The sequence below is a fragment of the Dolichospermum heterosporum TAC447 genome, assembly GCF_024584745.1.
GTDB classification, from domain to species: domain Bacteria; phylum Cyanobacteriota; class Cyanobacteriia; order Cyanobacteriales; family Nostocaceae; genus Dolichospermum; species Dolichospermum heterosporum.
The window spans coordinates 3,096,973-3,113,892 of the sequence record NZ_CP099464.1 but is presented as its reverse complement, the minus strand read 5'-3'; the positions used below and the strand labels follow the sequence as shown (position 1 = coordinate 3,113,892).

General features: G+C 38.6%; 14 protein-coding genes and 1 pseudogene. 9 read left to right on the top strand and 6 right to left on the bottom strand.

The features are described from left to right. Positions 1-167: 167 nt before the first annotated feature. From NG743_RS14095 to NG743_RS14065, 7 genes are all read left to right on the top strand, one after another. Positions 168-830 carry an acetyltransferase gene (locus NG743_RS14095; RefSeq protein WP_257120287.1) on the top strand — a complete coding sequence of 221 codons (663 nt, stop codon included), beginning with the start codon at positions 168-170 and terminating at the stop codon, positions 828-830. Between the two features lie 154 nt (positions 831-984). After that, the gene (locus NG743_RS14090; RefSeq protein ID WP_306459776.1) at positions 985-2,061 is read left to right on the top strand and encodes a GNAT family N-acetyltransferase; all 1,077 of its coding nucleotides are present in this window, start codon (positions 985-987) and stop codon (positions 2,059-2,061) included. A 156-nt stretch (positions 2,062-2,217) separates the two neighbouring features. After that, on the top strand, positions 2,218-3,756 hold the full coding sequence (locus tag NG743_RS14085; RefSeq protein ID WP_257120286.1) for an MBL fold metallo-hydrolase: 1,539 nt from the start codon (positions 2,218-2,220) through the stop codon (positions 3,754-3,756). Between the two features lie 9 nt (positions 3,757-3,765). Continuing rightward, positions 3,766-4,899: an aminotransferase class I/II-fold pyridoxal phosphate-dependent enzyme gene (locus NG743_RS14080; RefSeq protein ID WP_257120285.1), complete on the top strand. Its 1,134-nt coding sequence runs from the start codon at positions 3,766-3,768 to the stop codon at positions 4,897-4,899. A 28-nt stretch (positions 4,900-4,927) separates the two neighbouring features. Further along, complete coding sequence (locus NG743_RS14075; RefSeq protein WP_257120284.1) at positions 4,928-7,114, top strand: GumC family protein; 2,187 nt, start codon at positions 4,928-4,930, stop codon at positions 7,112-7,114. A gap of 296 nt (positions 7,115-7,410) precedes the next feature. Beyond that, entirely contained in the window at positions 7,411-9,447 is a 2,037-nt protein-coding gene (locus NG743_RS14070; protein ID WP_257120283.1) for a DUF4347 domain-containing protein, read from the top strand. Beyond that, positions 9,407-11,653, top strand: a complete 2,247-nt coding sequence (locus tag NG743_RS14065; protein WP_371316540.1) for a putative Ig domain-containing protein — start codon at positions 9,407-9,409, stop codon at positions 11,651-11,653. Before NG743_RS14070 ends, NG743_RS14065 begins: the two co-directional genes overlap by 41 nt. 33 nt (positions 11,654-11,686) lie before the next feature. Here the strand turns inward: NG743_RS14065 and NG743_RS14060 are convergent, their stop codons facing one another. Both NG743_RS14060 and NG743_RS14055 read right to left on the bottom strand, forming a co-directional pair. Then, on the bottom strand, positions 11,687-11,833 hold the full coding sequence (locus NG743_RS14060; protein ID WP_257120281.1) for a hypothetical protein: 147 nt from the start codon (positions 11,831-11,833) through the stop codon (positions 11,687-11,689). A 5-nt stretch (positions 11,834-11,838) separates the two neighbouring features. Next, positions 11,839-12,537, bottom strand: a pseudogene (locus NG743_RS14055) (IS4 family transposase); the annotation flags it as partial. Between the two features lie 291 nt (positions 12,538-12,828). On the opposite strand from NG743_RS14055, the gene NG743_RS14050 reads away from it, so the two are divergent. Next, the gene (locus NG743_RS14050; RefSeq protein WP_257120280.1) at positions 12,829-13,026 is read left to right on the top strand and encodes a hypothetical protein; all 198 of its coding nucleotides are present in this window, start codon (positions 12,829-12,831) and stop codon (positions 13,024-13,026) included. A gap of 64 nt (positions 13,027-13,090) precedes the next feature. Here the strand turns inward: NG743_RS14050 and NG743_RS14045 are convergent, their stop codons facing one another. The 3 genes from NG743_RS14045 to aroA form a co-directional block, all read right to left on the bottom strand. Next, positions 13,091-13,381 carry a helix-turn-helix domain-containing transcriptional regulator gene (locus NG743_RS14045; protein WP_027403371.1) on the bottom strand — a complete coding sequence of 97 codons (291 nt, stop codon included), beginning with the start codon at positions 13,379-13,381 and terminating at the stop codon, positions 13,091-13,093. Continuing rightward, positions 13,374-13,712 carry a type II toxin-antitoxin system RelE/ParE family toxin gene (locus NG743_RS14040; protein WP_257122156.1) on the bottom strand — a complete coding sequence of 113 codons (339 nt, stop codon included), beginning with the start codon at positions 13,710-13,712 and terminating at the stop codon, positions 13,374-13,376. Before NG743_RS14040 ends, NG743_RS14045 begins: the two co-directional genes overlap by 8 nt. 291 nt (positions 13,713-14,003) lie before the next feature. Beyond that, positions 14,004-15,353: a 3-phosphoshikimate 1-carboxyvinyltransferase gene (aroA, locus tag NG743_RS14035; RefSeq protein ID WP_257120279.1), complete on the bottom strand. Its 1,350-nt coding sequence runs from the start codon at positions 15,351-15,353 to the stop codon at positions 14,004-14,006. Between the two features lie 343 nt (positions 15,354-15,696). Between aroA and NG743_RS14030 the strand changes: the two genes are divergently transcribed. Beyond that, positions 15,697-16,209 carry a hypothetical protein gene (locus NG743_RS14030; protein WP_027403368.1) on the top strand — a complete coding sequence of 171 codons (513 nt, stop codon included), beginning with the start codon at positions 15,697-15,699 and terminating at the stop codon, positions 16,207-16,209. Positions 16,210-16,304: 95 nt separating this feature from the next. Here NG743_RS14030 and NG743_RS14025 read toward each other — a convergent pair whose 3' ends face one another. Further along, entirely contained in the window at positions 16,305-16,880 is a 576-nt protein-coding gene (locus NG743_RS14025; RefSeq protein WP_027403367.1) for a thioredoxin family protein, read from the bottom strand. Between the last annotated feature and the right edge of the window lie 40 nt (positions 16,881-16,920).

Here is a 16,920-nt window from a genome sequence, read left to right as displayed (position 1 = left end):
ATATTTGATACATCAACGATAATTTTTCAAACACCCTCTAAGAGTAAAGAAGTTTTCGGGGATTTTACGTTTCTTTACACAGTTTGGTTTTATTGTGTTCACCTACTTATTTTGATTAGGACTGATTGAGAAATATGTACAAATTTCATTTATATAGGTAAGTAAAAATGGATAAGGTAATTTTGTTTGGTAATGGACAAATAGCAAGTGTAGTTTACTATTATCTAACTTATGATTCACCCTATGAAGTTGTAGGATTTACTGTTGATCGCTCTCACATACAAGAAGAAAGTTTATTTGGTCTACCTATAGTGCCTTTTGAAGATGTCCAATCCATATTTCCACCAGACGAATACAAAATGTTTGTCTCAATTAGCTATCGACAAGTTAATAAACTGAGAGCTGCTAAATATTATCAAGCAAAAGAGAAGGGATACAGATTAATTAGTTATATCAGTTCTAAAGCCAGCATCTGGACTGGATTAGTTATAGGTGATAACTGCCTCATTATGGAGAACAACGTAATTCAACCATTTGTGGAAGTTGGAAACAACGTCATTATTTGGAGTGGTAATCATATTGGACATCATACAGTTATTAAAGATCACTGTTTTCTTGCCTCTCATGTTCTCATCTCCGGTTATGTTACTGTCGAACCATACTGTTTTTTCGGTGGTAATTCAACAGTTAGAGACGGAATTGTAATTGCAAAAGAGTCTGTAATTGGTGCAGGATCGTTGGTTTTAAAGAGTACGAAAGAGATGGGTGTCTATATTGGTAGTCCAGCCCAGTTGTTTCCGCAAAGCAGTAATAATTTAAAGCGAATTTAAATCAGTAAGTAGGTTAGCATTGGAAATTGTCGTTATCGGAAGGCAAGAGGCAAGAGTGAGTAAGCTTTGGGCAATTTTACTTTTCTTTACACACTTTGGTTTTATTGTATTCACCTACTTAGTTTACTATCCATTTTAAATAAACCACACTCCTATGATGAAAATTAAAATCATTGATGTAGCTAATCCATTGTGGCTGGAAACACTCAGAAAATTACGGCATGATATTTACCATTTACCTGAATATTTATTATTAGAAGCAAAGCGGATTCAAGCTGTACCTGAAGCTATAATTATTAGCCATCATGATCAAATATTTTTCATTCCATATCTCCTGCGATCTTGTGATATTGATATTAATAGAGAATTAACCATAGGAGAGATTTTTGATATTATTTCACCCTATGGCTATTCTGGAATTTTACTGAGTGAGACAGCCATGCAATCAGTAGATTTCCTCAATCTAGCGATGCAGCAACTCAAAGAAGTTCTGAAATCCAGAAAAATTTGTTCTGCTTTTTTCCGTCTTCATCCAATTCTTAATCAAGAATTGAATGAGATTTTTACATCTGAAATTTTTCAAATCAATAGTAACACAGTTTCAATTAATTTGAAGCTTTCTGAAGCAGAAATTTGGCAGCAAACAAAGCCTGAACATCGAAATAAAATTAATAGATGTAAACGACGTGGTTTTCAGGCTAAAATAGTTAATTTCGAGCATAATATTGACAATTTTATAGCTATTTATGAGGAAACAATGGATAGAGTAGGAGCAAGCAAATACTATTATTTTGATGATAATTACTTTCGCCAGCTTTCTCTATTAGAAAAATTAATTCATTTATGTATTGTTGAACAGGATAACCAAATTGCTTGCGTTGGTTTATTTACAGAATGTAGTGGTATTGTTCAATATCATTTAGGAGGAACAAAGTCCGATTTCCTCAAGGAAGCTCCTAGTAAGTTGATGTTTGATCATGTTCGCTTTTGGGCAAAAGAGCATGGTAACGAGGTACTTCATTTGGGAGGAGGAGTTGGCAGTGTTCAAGACAATCTTTATCGCTTTAAAGCCGGGTTTTCTCAACAAAGACATCCTTTTTTAACTATGCGCTTAATCACAGATGAAGATAATTACTATCATCTAGTCAATTTGCAAGCTAAATACTTAAATATCCATCCCGAACAGCTATTAAAATCAGATTTCTTTCCGGCTTATCGTGCTTCTCATTAATACGGAAACTAATTTGTAAAGACTAATACACTCCACAATGGCATAAATTGAGGATAAAAAATTGCAAAGTACAATTAACGCAAGAGGCAAAAGAGGATCAGCGTAACTACGGAGAATTAACCCTACACATTCCCTATTCCCTATTCCCTATTCCGTATGAAAATTATTTCTCTCGGTCATGCAGGCTTACAAGTAGAAACTCGAAATGCTAGAGTGCTGATTGATCCTTGGTTTTCACCAGAAGGGGCGTTTCTGGGTTCATGGTTTCAGTACCCAGCTAACCAACATTTGATCACCCCCTCACTGCTGCAACCAACGGCTATCGCTATTTCTCATGAGCATTTAGATCACCTTGACCCTTGGTTTTTGTCCCAAATACCAGCAAATACACTTATTATTATTCCTCACTATCCCTCACCAGTCTTAAAGAGAAAAATTGCTGCTGCCGGTTTAAAGGAAATTATCGAATTACCTCAGTGGCAACCAATAGAAATAGCTGGAAGTATTAGTATTTTCTTTGTATCAGAACAGTCACCAATGAACCATGACTCAGCGGTGGTCATTGTTGCTGATGGGCAGACTCTACTTAATCTCAATGATGCTCGCTTGTCAGGATCTCAACTTAGCAGCATCCGTAACAAAGTAGGTGGAGTAATTAATGTGTTAGCACTGCAAGGAGCAGGGGCTTCTTGGTATCCCATTTGTTATGAGTACCCCGAAGAACGTAAAAGAGAACTTTCCCAGAATAAGCGCCTAGCTAAATTTAAGTACATGGAACGGGCGATCGCTATTGTTGAACCAGTAACAGTTATCCCCTGTGCCGGTCCTCCCTGTTTTCTTGATTCAGAACTGACTTGGGTAAATGCACAGATCGAAGCCGGAATTTTCCCAGATCAACAGCAGGTAGTAGACTGGCTAGGGCAGGAGGGAGTTAAGAATACTATGATTTTGCTACCAGGTGATGCTTTTGATATTACTACAAATCAAAAAGCAGCCGATCCTATCTGGGATGATTTTCGCTTTAGCGATCGCTCCTCCTACCTAAAAAACTATGCTGAAACCAGAACTGGCAATCTTCTAGCATTAAAGGCTCGTTATCCTCAACCTACCGAATCTCTTTACTTACCATTCCGCGACTATTTCCAGCGTCTTTTGGCCATGAGTCCTTACTTCAACAGTAAAATCAGGATGCGAGTTGGCTTTGATATCACAGGACCTGGTGGGGGAAAATGGGCAGTTGATTTTCGACCAGGTTTAGAAGGGGTATATGACGAGATGAGTGAATGCAGCTATGGATACCGTTTTGCATCAAGATGGCTGCCTTCTTTGTTAGATGGGTCCTTGCCTTGGGAAGACTTCTTTTTGTCTTTGCGATTTCAGGTATGGCGAAATCCAGACATCTACAACGACCATCTTTTAGGACTCTTAAAATTTGCTTGTCCCCAGTCCCTACAATCTGTAGAGGATTACGAAAACTCCATGGATTCCCAAGAGCAAATGACAATTCATGCCGAGGGAAATAATTACTTAGTACAGCGCCATTGCCCCCATGCAGGTTTTGACTTGCAGGAGGTGGGAGAGGTTTTACCCGGAGGAATTCTCCGCTGTCTAGGTCATCACTACGAGTTTGATTTAAACACTGGAAAATGCCTCAATGGAAAATGCAAGTTACTCAGCAGCAAGCACATTATTTAGGTCATACAGATGAATAAACCAATTCTCCTTTCAACCCCCCACATAGGAAATTACGAATTAGCATTTGTCAAAGAAGCATTTGACACTAATTGGATTGCCCCTATAGGTCCCCATGTTGATGCTTTTGAACAGGAATTTTGTCAAGTTACTGGTGCTAGTTATGCGGCTGCTGTGAGTTCGGGAACTGCGGCTTTACATTTAGCTTTGCAATTAGTTGGAGTCACATCAGGAGATGAAGTTTTTTGTTCCACCTTAACCTTTGCAGCTACTGCTAATCCAATTGTTTATTTAGGGGCGAAACCAGTTTTTATTGATAGCGATCGCATATCCTGGAATATGAACCCAGAGTTGTTGCAGGAAGCTTTACAAAACCGCGCCTATTTTGGTAAATTACCCAAAGCAGTTATAGTTGTACATTTATATGGTCAAAGTGCGGACATTGAACCAATTCTCAAACTTTGCGATCAATATAATATTCCGTTAATTGAAGATGCCGCCGAAGCTTTAGGAGCTACCTATAAAGGACTTTCTCCCGGTACATTTGGACGGTTTGGTATTTACTCCTTCAATGGTAATAAAATTATCACTACATCCGGTGGAGGAATGCTAGTTTCTGATGATGATCAACTAATTACCAAAGCCAAATTTTTAGCAACTCAAGCCCGCGATCCTGCCCCCCATTATCAACATTCAGAAATAGGATATAACTATCGTCTTAGTAACGTTCTAGCAGGTATTGGTCGAGGTCAATTACAAGTTTTAAATGAAAGGGTAGCCGCTAGACGGCGGAACTTTGAAATTTACCAATCTACTTTGGGAAATATACCAGGAATAGAATTTATGCCCGAAGCTGATTTTGGCTATTCTACTCGCTGGTTAACGGCTTTAACAATCACCCCAGAAGCTTTTGGTGCAGATCGAGAATACATTCGCATCCAACTTACTAAACAACAAATTGAAGCTCGTCCTGTATGGAAACCATTACACCTGCAACCCGTGTTTTCTGAATATGAATGTATTGGTGGTAAAGTCGCCGAAAATTTATTTTTACATGGTCTTTGTTTGCCTTCTGGTTCTAATTTAACGGACGAAGATTTAGCAAGAGTAATTAATGCCATTAAAACCATTCACTCTACAACTTGAAAAACATACATAAAAGAGTTAATTTATTATGGAACTACAACAATCTTCTATATCACCACAAAAATACTGGACAATTCTCAAGCGTCGTTGGCTTGCCACTTTATTAATTACTATTTCCGTTTTCATCATAGCACAGTTGGCTGCATCTTTGAAAAAACCTATTTATCTTGCAGAAGGTAAATTACGGTTTCAAAGAAGCAATACAGCCTCATCTATCACAGGATTAGGTGCAGAAATAGGCAAATTAGATCCTTTAATGGAACAAAATAACCCCCTCAGCACAGAAGTAGAAGTAATAACTTCTTACCCTATTATAGAAACAACTATTAAACGACTAAATCTCAAAAATAGTCAAGGTTCTACCCTAAAACCTAAGCTATTTCTCAAAAATCTTGTTGTCAAAGAAGTTAAAGGCACTAATGTTATCCAAATTAGCTACAACGATACTAATCCCAAAATTGCCGCCCAAGTTGTAAATGAACTAATTAAAGTTTATTTAGATCAGAATCTGTCTTCACGGCGAGCCGAAGCAAGCGCAGGACGTAAATTCATAGAAAAACAATTACCCAAAGCCGAATTAGTAGTCCGTCAAGCCGAATCTGAATTAGCAGATTTTAAAGAAAAAAACAAAATTATTTCCTTACAAGAAGAAGCTACTGAAGCAGTACGAGTTATTGGTAATTTACAATTAAGGATCAACGATACTCAATCTCAATTAGCTAATGTCAAGTCACAGTATCAAGTAGTTGTTCAGCAATTGGGAATGAGTCCAAAACAAGCCTTAACAATGACTTCTATTAGCCAAATCTCTGGAATTCAAGATATTCTTAGAGAAATCCAACAACTACAATCACAACTAGCAAATAGACAAACAATTTTACAGGCAAATCATCCACAAATCATAGATTTACAAGATAAAGTTGCTTCTCTAAACAATGTTATTGACAAAAGGATAAATCAGTCCATAGGTAAAAATAAACTACAAGCAGAAGACAATTTACAATTGAGTGCTTTACAACAACAACTCTCTAGTAAACTCGTAGAATTAGAATCCAACCGTCTAGGTTTAGCCAATCAAGCTAATTCTTTATTAAAATTACAATCTACCTATAAACAAAGATTGAATACGTTACCTAAATTAGAAGAACAACAGCGTCAATTAGAACGTAAACTTCAAGTAGGACAATCTACCTATTCCTTATTACTTCAGAAACTCCAAGAAAGTAGGATAGCTGAAAATCAAAACTTAGGTAATGCAACTAGAATATCCGAAGCTCAAGTTCCTGATGAACCTATTTCTTCTGTCATAATTTCCTATCTCAGTTCAGCATTACTGAGTATACTGGCAGCTTTTATGACTATATACATCTTAGAAATGAAAGATAAATCTATTAAGACTATTGATGAAGCCAAAAAATTACTAGAATTAACCTTGTTAGGAGTTATCCCTACCGCTACTAAATGGAAAATAACCTCTAAAAATAATGAAGTAGATGAATCCTATAGTCAAAGAATTATAATTCGAGATTTTCCTCGTTCTTCTATTAGTGAAGCTTACCGGATGTTGAGGGCAAATCTTAATTTTATCAGTGCCGATAAAGAGCTAAAAGTTATTATTGTTACCAGCTCTGTACCCAAGGAAGGTAAATCAACAGTAGCAGCTAATTTAGCTACAGCAATGGCACAAATGGATAAACAAGTTTTATTAATAGATGGAGATTTGCACCGTCCAGTTCAGCATAAAATTTGGGACGTAATAAATAATCAAGGTTTAAGTAATTTAATTTTCAAACAGGAAGAAATTACTGCGATAATTAAAAAAGTCATGCCTAATTTAGATATTTTGACTTCTGGTATAGTTCCTCCCAGTCCAGCATCTCTTCTCGACTCACAACGCATGGCAACTTTAATGGCTAACTTCTCTGATAAGTATGATTTTGTCATTGTTGATACACCAGCTTTAAATGTGGCTGCTGATGCTGTTACTTTAGGACAAATGGCTGATGGTGTTTTATTGGTAGTGCGTCCTGGTGTAGTTGATTCTGTGAATGCGACTTTTGCTAAAGAACTATTAGCAAAATCTGGTCAAAATGTCTTAGGACAGGTAGTTAATGGTCTAATTGTGAAAAATGAACCCCATAGCTATTACTACTTCCAAAAAGAAGACTATTTACAAACAATCAATGTAGAGTCTCAGGAATCTGTAAAAATTTAACTAATTAGAGTTTGCTGAAAAAGTTGTCTGTGAGGGCTAGTACCGCAAGGCGGAAGTCAAACGTTATGGCAAGGCAAAAGGCAAGAGTGAAGAGGGTTTGGGCGATTTTACGTTTCTTTACACAGATTGGTTTTATTGTGTTCACCTACTTAGATGTTTAATGGGTAATGGGGATTAGGTACTACAGTGAACAATTATTAATTTGTTCAAAGTAACACTTGCTTGTATTTACGCTTTAGTGTATTGTCAATTATAAGTAATCTGACAATATCTACACCAAGCACCCAGTTAAACCGATGATCCTAATCAAATCCTCTGAAACACTGAACTTGAATGGGCTAACCCATAATGATCTATTAGGTGTTGTGCAAATAGCAATTCGAGATACTGAGGAACGGCCTCAGCAGTTTGCTCAAAGACCGGATTTTCGTGAAAAGATGATACTGGCCTTTGGTACATCACCAAAAGGTTTACAGGGTGCTTGGGCGAATGGGGTGAGGAATGTGGGATTTAAGGCAAAAGAAAATTCAGGAATAGTTGTCTTTATTGATCCATCTGTTTCCGATTATCAAACTCTACAGGCGGGAGTTGCAGAGGGGGTAGAAGCGATCGCTCTTAACCCAAATCAAGACGGTATCAAACAAATCACCGCAGTTTTACGACAGCATCCCGAAATTACCACCATTCATATCGTTTCTCACGGTGCGCCGGGATGTTTGTATTTAGGAAATAGTCAACTTAATTTAGATAGTATCAGTAAATATGCTGATTTATTACAGCATTGGCAAAGCAATAGCATTTTACTTTATGGGTGTAATGTGGCTGCTGGAGATGCTGGAGAAGAATTTATTCGCAAGTTACATCAGATTACAAAAGCAAGTATTAAGGCATCGGCAACAAAAACAGGCAATGCAGCTTTAGGCGGAAATTGGCAGTTGGAGGTGAGTTTTCCCGTTACAGATGACAGAAAATCCGTAGTTTTAGTTTTTTGCCCGGATGTATTAGCAGCATACAGTGGTACTTTAGCACTTAATGAGCCGTACCTGGTTTCAGATATCAATGCAACCACCTACAGTTCTAATCCCAGCAGTTTTATCAACGTTGGAGGGATTCTCTACTTCACTGCTAACAATGATGCCAATGGGATTGAGCTATATAAAGCTGAACCCAGTACAGGAGTTGTTAGTCTCATTGATATTAATGCGGGTAGCGGTAGTTCTTCCCCAACTAATTTAACCAATGTCAATGGCACTCTCTACTTCCAAGCTTATGACCCCACTAATGGTTACGAACTCTGGAAAATTGGCACGAATGGTACACCCACACGCATTGATTTAGGTACTGGTGGTTCTTCTCCAACCAATTTAACGAATGTCAATGGTACGCTCTACTTCATAGCATATACTCCAACTAATGGCTATAAATTGTGGAAGATTGACCCTACCACAGGAACTCCCAGCATTGTTGATATCGTTTCTGGTAGTGGTAGTTCCTCTCCAGGTAATTTAACTAATATTAATGGCGTTCTCTATTTTACGGCTTCTACATCAGCTAATGGTAATGAACTATGGAAAATAGACTCAACTACAGGTAAACCTGTTTTCCTCAAAGACATTCAAGTTGGTACTGGTAGTTCTAACCCCGGAAACCTGACTTACAGCAATGGCAAAATCTATTTTACGGCTGATAACTTCACTCAAGGGGTAGAACTTTGGCAAACAGATGGTACTCCAGAAGGTACGGTTCTCACTCAAGATATCAATGCAACTACCTATAGTTCTAATCCCAGCAGTTTTATCAATTTTGAGGGGATTCTCTACTTCACTGCTAACAATGATATCAATGGAACTGAGCTATATAAGGCTGATCCCAGTACAGGAGTTGTCAGCCTCATTGATATCAATGCAGGTAGTGGTAGTTCTTCGCCAACTTATTTAACTAACGTCAATGGTACGCTTTATTTCCAAGCCTATGACCCCACTAATGGTTATGAACTCTGGAAAATTGGCACGAATGGTACACCCACACGCATTGATCTAGATACTGGTGGTTCTTCTCCAACCAATTTAACGAATGTTAATGGCACGCTCTACTTCACGGCATCTGGATATAATGGTGTCAATTATCTGGGTCAGGAGTTGTGGAAAATTGACCCCACTACCGGAACTCCCAGTGCTATTGATATCGTTTCTGGTAGTGGTAGTTCTTCTCCAAGTAATTTAACTAATATCAATGGTATTCTCTATTTCACCGCTTCCACATCAGCTACAGGTTCTGAACTATGGAAACTAGATCGCTTCCCAAAATATCATTATCAGCGCCGCCGCAGGTAACAGCTTCTACCAGTATGGCAGTAAACCTGGATTAGCTTACCCGGCCATAGATCCCAATGTCATCGCCGTTGGTGCGGTTTGGGCGCATAATTCTGGCACTCAGAAAAACTTTGTTGGTGGTGCGATTGATTACACGACAACTGCCGATCAAATTGCTAGTTTCTCCCAACGTGATCCCAACTTGTTAGATGTATTTGCTCCTGGTATCTTAATTACAGGTGCTAATGCCAGTGGTGGTACTACCTCAATGGGAGGAACTAGCCAAGCAACGGCATATATGACAGGGGTGGCAACTCTCACACAGCAGATAGCAGAGGAAAAACTTGGTCGGAAACTCACAGTTAATGAGTTCCGTAATCTCCTGGATACAAACAGTGTCATTATTAACGACGGTGACAACGAGAATGACAACGTTACCAATACTGGCAAAAATTATCCTCGTGTAGACTTATTAAAACTCGCAGAAGGTATTCTCAATCTCAGTGGTTCAACTTCTAACCCCAATCCTGTTAATCCAGGTAACAACAATAACAATGGCGTAACTACCATATTCGACAACACCATTAACCTTGTTCATACCGTCAACCTGACAGCAGGTGAAGTCCGTACAGGAATTGATTTCGGCAACCAACAAATCATAGTTAATCATCCGCCTACGGTTACTAACCTGATCGCCAATCAAATGGCAACTGAAGATACAGCATTTAGTTTCACTATCCCAGAAAACACCTTCACAGATATTGATGCTGGTGATGTTCTTACCTATTCAGCAACCTTAGAAAATGGTAATACTTTACCAAATTGGTTAACCTTTAATCCCACAACTCAGACTTTTAGCGGTACTCCTAGTAATGACAATGTGGGTAGTTTGAATATTAAGGCGATCGCTACAGATAAAGCCGGGGCAAATGTTAGTGATATCTTTGTAATTGCCGTTGAAAACATCAACGATGCGCCGGTTTTGAGTAATGCGATCGCCGATCAAAACGCTAAACAAGATAACCTCTTTAACTTCCAAATTCCCACCAACACTTTCAGCGATATTGATGCTGGTGATTTTCTGACTTATTCCGCAACATTAGAAAATGGCAATGCTTTACCAAGTTGGTTGACTTTCGATTCTACAACTCGCACCATTAGCGGTACTCCCACTAATGACAATGTTGGGAACTTGAATGTTAAAGTCACAGCTACAGATAAAGCTGGAACATCTGCTAATGATATTTTTGCGATCGCAGTTGAAAATGTCAACGATGCACCGATTTTGAGTAATGCGATCGCAGATCAAAATGCTAAACAAGGAACTGCTTTCAACTTCCAAATTCCTACCAACACTTTCAGCGATATTGATGCTGGTGATGTTCTAACTTATTCAGCAACATTAGAAAATGGTAATGCTTTACCAAGTTGGTTAACCTTCAATCCCACAACTCGCACCTTTAGCGGTACTCCCAGTAATGATAATGTTGGTAGTCTGAATGTTAAAGTCACAGCTACAGATAAAGCCGGAACATCTGCTAATGATATTTTTGCGATCGCAGTCGAAAAAATCATTGATAACCAATCTACAACTGTAGGAACTCCAGGAGATGATAAATTAATTGCCACTCCTGGTAGTCAATTCGATGGTCAAAACAATATTGTATTTACAGGTGCAGGTAAAGATGAGGTAGACCTGTCCACTGTATCTGTTTTTCCCAACTCAGGTAACAATATCGTTGATCTGGGTAGCGGTGAAGATACAATTTTTGTGAATAAAGGCGATCGCGTTTTCGGTAGTGATGGTAATGACACCTTTGATGCTAGAGATGGACAAGGTGGCAACCGCATATCTGGTGGTGTCGGTGATGATACCTTCTACTTAGGTAGCAATGACCGCGCTTTGGGTGGTGATGGTAATGATATCTTCAGAGTTAGTCTTGGTGGTGGTAACTTAATTTCCGGTGGTGCTGGCGCTGACCAATTCTGGATTGTCAATGCTGAACTACCCTCTTCGGCTAATACCGTGCTTGACTTCCAACTGGGTACTGATGTCATTGGTATTCAAGGTGCTGTCAGTTTAGGTATTACCACATCCACACTCAAGTTAAATCAAGTTGGTGCTGATACTGCGATTGTCTTCAATAATCAAACTCTAGCTACTCTGACTGGGATTCAAGCCAGTAGTTTGAATTTGACAGATTCTAAACAGTTTGTCTTTGCTTAGAATCTAATTCTCCCGTAGATACTGTCTTGAAAGTCAAGTGGTGGGAGAAAGAAAATTAGGGTCAAAAGCGGTCTGAGACTTGAGAACACCAAAAACTTGGCGTAAAAGCTTGTGCATGACTGCACCAATGACAGACTTTTTAGATTTACCTTTAGCCAAAAGACGCTTAACGGGTGACAAGGCGGCTAAAGAGCTTGTTTCATAAGGGATAGAGCCTGAAAGCCCCGTTGAAAAAAGAGGCGTTTATGAGGCTTGAGATTGATTAAATTCAGAGCTAAATCAGCCCATAATTCCATACCATAAATCCATAGTTGTCCGCAGAGAGCAAAGCTAAAATCACTTTGACGTGGGTACTTGTCCTGATGTTGTTGAATACGTCCGGCATAAGTCTCTATACCTAATTTTTTCATCCGTTGACCGTGCATAGTGGCTAAACTATAAGCAATGACAATCAATAATACTAAAGCTAAAAAACGAGTTTCATTTACTTTAGTATCCTCTAGATTATAACCACCAGTTTTACAATCCTTAAAGAATTGCTCAATTCCCCATCGACATCTATAGAGGCATAAAGTTTGTTGGAGAGTTGGTAGATTCGTCAAGATATACCCAGGTTCTTTTGGTCCAGAGTTCCGATATTTTCTCTTCCAATAAACAGCGATATTAAATAAGCCTAATTCATCCCCTTTACTACATTTAACTTTTTCATAAAATCTCGACATTCCTGGCTTAAATCCTTGATTTTTAAGAACTTGATATTCTTGTTCAGGTTTTTCTTGAAAATAAAGGTTTTTCTTCTGGCGTAGAGCAAAGTAAACTCCTTGCTCATCAAGCCATTTAGCCAGTTTTGGACTATGAAATTCTCTGTCTGCTAACACCACAATTCGACATTTTTTGTAACCGTTCACGGGGGGTACAAAAAACACTCTATATGAGATTCCACAAAAAAAGCATGGAAAACGTTATAGATTTGATTTTTTGGGTCATTTGAAATTTGCAAAATCTCTATATCGGTTTGCTAATCGTTTTCTAGCCAATTTAAGAACCATTCGTTAATATGTCAAGTTGCCTGAAAAACCCAACAGACAAAGCTTTCAGGTCTTTTAATAAATTCTCACCCCCTGTGAACGGTTACTTGTATAATTACAATAATATTATTATACCAATAAACAAATATGCAACAAATAATCATTCAAATTGCTAATAAAGAAAAAGCACAAATCCTATTAAAACTTATTTCTGCTTTAGATTTTGTTAACTCTGTAGAAGTAATAGAAGATAACACTAATATATCTGATGATAAGCAAGATTTTTTTTCCTTGGCAGGAATCTGGGAAAATAGAAATATTACTACTGATTCCATTCGTCAATAAGCATGGAGACAAGAAACGAAATGATTTTATGTGATACAAATATTCTCATAAAATTTTATAAAATTCATATCACCATTAAACCTACTTTTAATCCTAAAGACTCTAGCAATATTCGTAAAAGATTAAATTCAATTTCACCTGTTTCTTGAAGTTTTTCTGCAAATTTTATGAGAGTTTTTTGAACATCTTTAGACAATAAATTCACCCCGCCTCTTGCTTCAATTACATTAAAAAAGGCTTTTTTAATCATCATTGGATCACCTTCTTCTAGCACAACTTCAAGATAAACTGCTGCTTCAGAAGGATCTTTTAAAGATTCAATTAATTCAGTATGATAACTAATACTTTTAGGCATTGTCTTGACTCCTGTAATCTTGCCAATAATCTTGATCTTGACGAATATCTTTATTTTGTCTGCTTTTATCGCCACCCCATAGCAATAAAATGATCACATCACTTTCTTGTCCAAAATAAATTCGATAACCAGGACCATAATCAATACGCAGTTCATATACTCCTTCACCAACAAACTTACAATCTCCTAAATTTCCCTCTTCTACTCGGTCTAATCTTGCTCTAATTTTAGCTCTAGCTCTAGCATCTTTCAAGGAATCTCGCCATTCTAAGAAAGGAGTAGTTCCTTCTAAAGTTGTGTAAATCCTAATTTCTTTAGGGGTTGCCTCCATCATATCTAAATAGTGAGACAGAATTAATTACACAATGTCATTGCGTAAGCGTTGCGTGGCGTTAGCCATGTGGAACGAAGTGAAATGAAGCAATCGCCAGGGTTGCGATTGCTTCCCTTCGCTCGCAATGACTGTAAATATTTTTGTCCAATTACTTATATGCAAAAAAGATTTTAGAGAACGAAACCCAACAATTGTATCAAATTTTAATGAAACGATGATTAACGTACTTACCTGAGCAAAATTTAATCAAAATCCCTGTACCTTTTCCCTATACCCTGTCCCTGAAAACTATTGACAAATTTCCCGTAGTGTGTTTATGAAGTTGGGATAAGAAATAGCAGCAGCTTCAGCGCGGTGAATGGTAGTTGTACCAATGGCGTTGAGGGCGGCGATCGCTAAACTCATGGCAATACGATGATCTGTATGGCTATCTACTGCCGCACCGACTAAGGGAGTACCGCCGGTGATTTCCATTCCGTCGGGTAATTCGCTGATTTTTGCCCCCATTTTATTGAGTTGTTGTGCCATGACGGTAATGCGATCGCTCTCTTTGACTCTTAACTCCTCCGCATCCCGGATAATTGTTGTCCCCTCAGCAAAAGCCGCCGCCACTGCCAAAATAGGAATTTCATCAATTAATCTGGGAATGATATCACCGGCAATCGTACAGCTTTTTAAACCACCGGAACGGACGCGGATATCAGCTACAGGTTCTCCTGCTACTTCCCGCTGGTTCTCTAGTTGAATATCTGCCCCCATTAATTCCAAAGCTTCTAAAATCCCCGTGCGGGTAGGATTGACACCGACATTTTCCACTACCAAATCTGAACCAGGAACGATCGCCCCCGCAACTAACCAAAAAGCCGCTGAACTGATATCACCAGGGACAATTACGGTTTGTCCGTAGAGTTTCGCCCCACCTGTGATCGTGACGCTGTTTGTGTCTGGATCTATACTTAATTCTGCGCCATAAGCCCTTAACATTCGTTCACTGTGATCCCGTGATAAAGCAGGTTCGGTGACGGTGGTTTGTCCTTCGGTGTTTAAACCCGCCAGGAGGATACAGGATTTAACTTGCGCCGAAGCAATGGGAGAATGATAATGAATGGGTTGGAGGGCTTGTCCTTGAATGGCTAAAGGTGCTAAAGTATTACCCTTACGTCCCCAAATTTGCGCCCCCATTTGTTGCAAAGGCTTGACAACACGGGACATGGGGCGCGATCGCAAAGAACTATCACCTGTCACCGTGAAAAATCGCCCTGGATGGGATGCTAATAAGCCCAACATCAACCTCATCGTTGTCCCAGAATTACCAGCGTCTAAGACATCTAGAGGCTCTTGAAAATTGCCTAAACCGATGCCTTTAACTTTCACCAATTCCGGATTTAATTCCGAAATTTCCGCCCCTAGCGCCCGAAAACAGGCAGCAGTGCTACGGGGGTCTTCACCTAACAGCAGTCCTTGAATTTGAGTTTCCCCTTCAGCGATTGCCCCCAACATCAAAGCGCGATGGGAAATAGACTTATCACCAGGAACTCGGATACGTCCCTGCAAAGACAATCCAGCCGCAGGGCGCTGAATAATTAAGTGATCCGAAGAGTTTGCTTGAGTTTCTAAAGTAATAACAATAGCCGACATTAGGATACAATGACTTTTGAATAGAATAAAAGCTAAACAGCGACTTGTTTATCACTATTCACTTCCAATTTAGTATCCTACCGCTTTTTGACAACTATAATCTTTCTTCTGGTAGATAACAGGTGACAGGTAATACCATATTGAATTGTCTAGATTAACAAATCAAAATATTTGCTGACGATGAACCAGGTTTTACTATTTATTAGACATCTTGCTTGAATGTCTTGTTTTTTGTTGCTTCCAACCACCAAAAGCTTCAGCCGTAACGTTAAATAGTAGGTAGAATCAGCAATTTAGAAAATCGCTCAACTTTTATTCTTTATTTGTAACCTCTCACACTCTCATGCTAACTCACCACCGCAAACCCGTATGTTTATCAATGATTTCCACGGACTTACCGATTTGGTCTGTGGTTGACACTGCTGGAACTTTAATCCAAAAGGATACAGATAAATTTCATTTACTATTAACTGCACCACCTCTTATTAGTTGTGAAGTAGGCAGTTATTTAAATCCAGAAGATACAATTTACCCAACTAAAAACAATTTTTCTCCTCCCAGCAGTCCCAGAATTTTATGGCTGGAAATTTCATCTCGGCGGTTAATTATGACAATGCAAGGTAATGCACAAGTCAGTTACCGTCACTTTTGGGAGTTAGGTATATATGGTATTAGTCGTTTTTGGTTGCCAAATGAATCATTACAACCCCATCAACCTATCCGTTTGCGTAATTTTACCAAAAGTTTCACTCTCACTGGGCATCCCTTTCCAGAACATCTTCGTTTAGAGTACGAATTCTGGACAGGAAAAGTCCAATTGGGTCATTACATTCTCAATTTGGAAATTCAGCATTGAAGGGAATAGGGGGTGGGGGAGGTAGGGGAGGTGGGGGAGGTAGGGGAGGTAAGAGTTTTACCAATTACCAATTACCAATGACTAATGACTAATGACTAATAATTAGGTTCATTACCTACTTTCCATTTGATATTGCAACCAATACTCGGTTTTTGTTCACTTATCACAGGTTGATTATTTAAAACTGCGGTAATAGCTGATCTTAAGTCTTTGCCTGTTACGGGTTGATTATTACTAGGACGACTATCATCTAATTGTCCACGATAGACGAGTTTTCTGTCGCCACCAAATAAAAAGAAATCTGGTGTACAAGATGCCGTATAAGCTTTTGCTGTTGCTTGAGTTTCGTCGTAACAGAAGGTAAAATCAAAACCCAATTCTATACACATTTCTTTTAATGATTCTGGGGCATCATTAGGATAATTTTGAGCATCATTCGCACTAATGGCAATAATCCCTAAATCACTGTTGCTATAATCTTGATCTAATCTGGCTAATTCTTGTTGAATATGCTTAACAAATGGACAGTGCCGACAAATAAACATAATTAATAATGCCTTCTTATCGGCAAAATTATTAAGAGAAATTGTTTTTCCAGATACTACTTCTGGTAGATGAAAATCTGGTGCTTTCGTGCCTAGAGGCAGCATCGTGGAAGCTGTTAGAACCATAATGTTTTAAATGTTTTAAATGTTTTGATCAGGGTTTTTT

Bases quoted from the DNA above. Each gene is read 5' to 3' on its own strand.
- aroA (WP_257120279.1), bottom strand. From the start codon at position 15,353: ATGTCGGCTATTGTTATTACTTTAGAAACTCAAGCAAACTCTTCGGAT.
- NG743_RS14085 (WP_257120286.1), top strand. From the start codon at position 2,218: ATGAAAATTATTTCTCTCGGTCATGCAGGCTTACAAGTAGAAACTCGA.
- NG743_RS14025 (WP_027403367.1), bottom strand. From the start codon at position 16,880: ATGGTTCTAACAGCTTCCACGATGCTGCCTCTAGGCACGAAAGCACCA.
- NG743_RS14075 (WP_257120284.1), top strand. From the start codon at position 4,928: ATGGAACTACAACAATCTTCTATATCACCACAAAAATACTGGACAATT.
- NG743_RS14050 (WP_257120280.1), top strand. From the start codon at position 12,829: ATGCAACAAATAATCATTCAAATTGCTAATAAAGAAAAAGCACAAATC.
- NG743_RS14045 (WP_027403371.1), bottom strand. From the start codon at position 13,381: ATGCCTAAAAGTATTAGTTATCATACTGAATTAATTGAATCTTTAAAA.
- NG743_RS14080 (WP_257120285.1), top strand. From the start codon at position 3,766: ATGAATAAACCAATTCTCCTTTCAACCCCCCACATAGGAAATTACGAA.
- NG743_RS14070 (WP_257120283.1), top strand. From the start codon at position 7,411: ATGATCCTAATCAAATCCTCTGAAACACTGAACTTGAATGGGCTAACC.
- NG743_RS14095 (WP_257120287.1), top strand. From the start codon at position 168: ATGGATAAGGTAATTTTGTTTGGTAATGGACAAATAGCAAGTGTAGTT.
- NG743_RS14040 (WP_257122156.1), bottom strand. From the start codon at position 13,712: ATGGAGGCAACCCCTAAAGAAATTAGGATTTACACAACTTTAGAAGGA.
- NG743_RS14090 (WP_306459776.1), top strand. From the start codon at position 985: ATGATGAAAATTAAAATCATTGATGTAGCTAATCCATTGTGGCTGGAA.
- NG743_RS14030 (WP_027403368.1), top strand. From the start codon at position 15,697: ATGCTAACTCACCACCGCAAACCCGTATGTTTATCAATGATTTCCACG.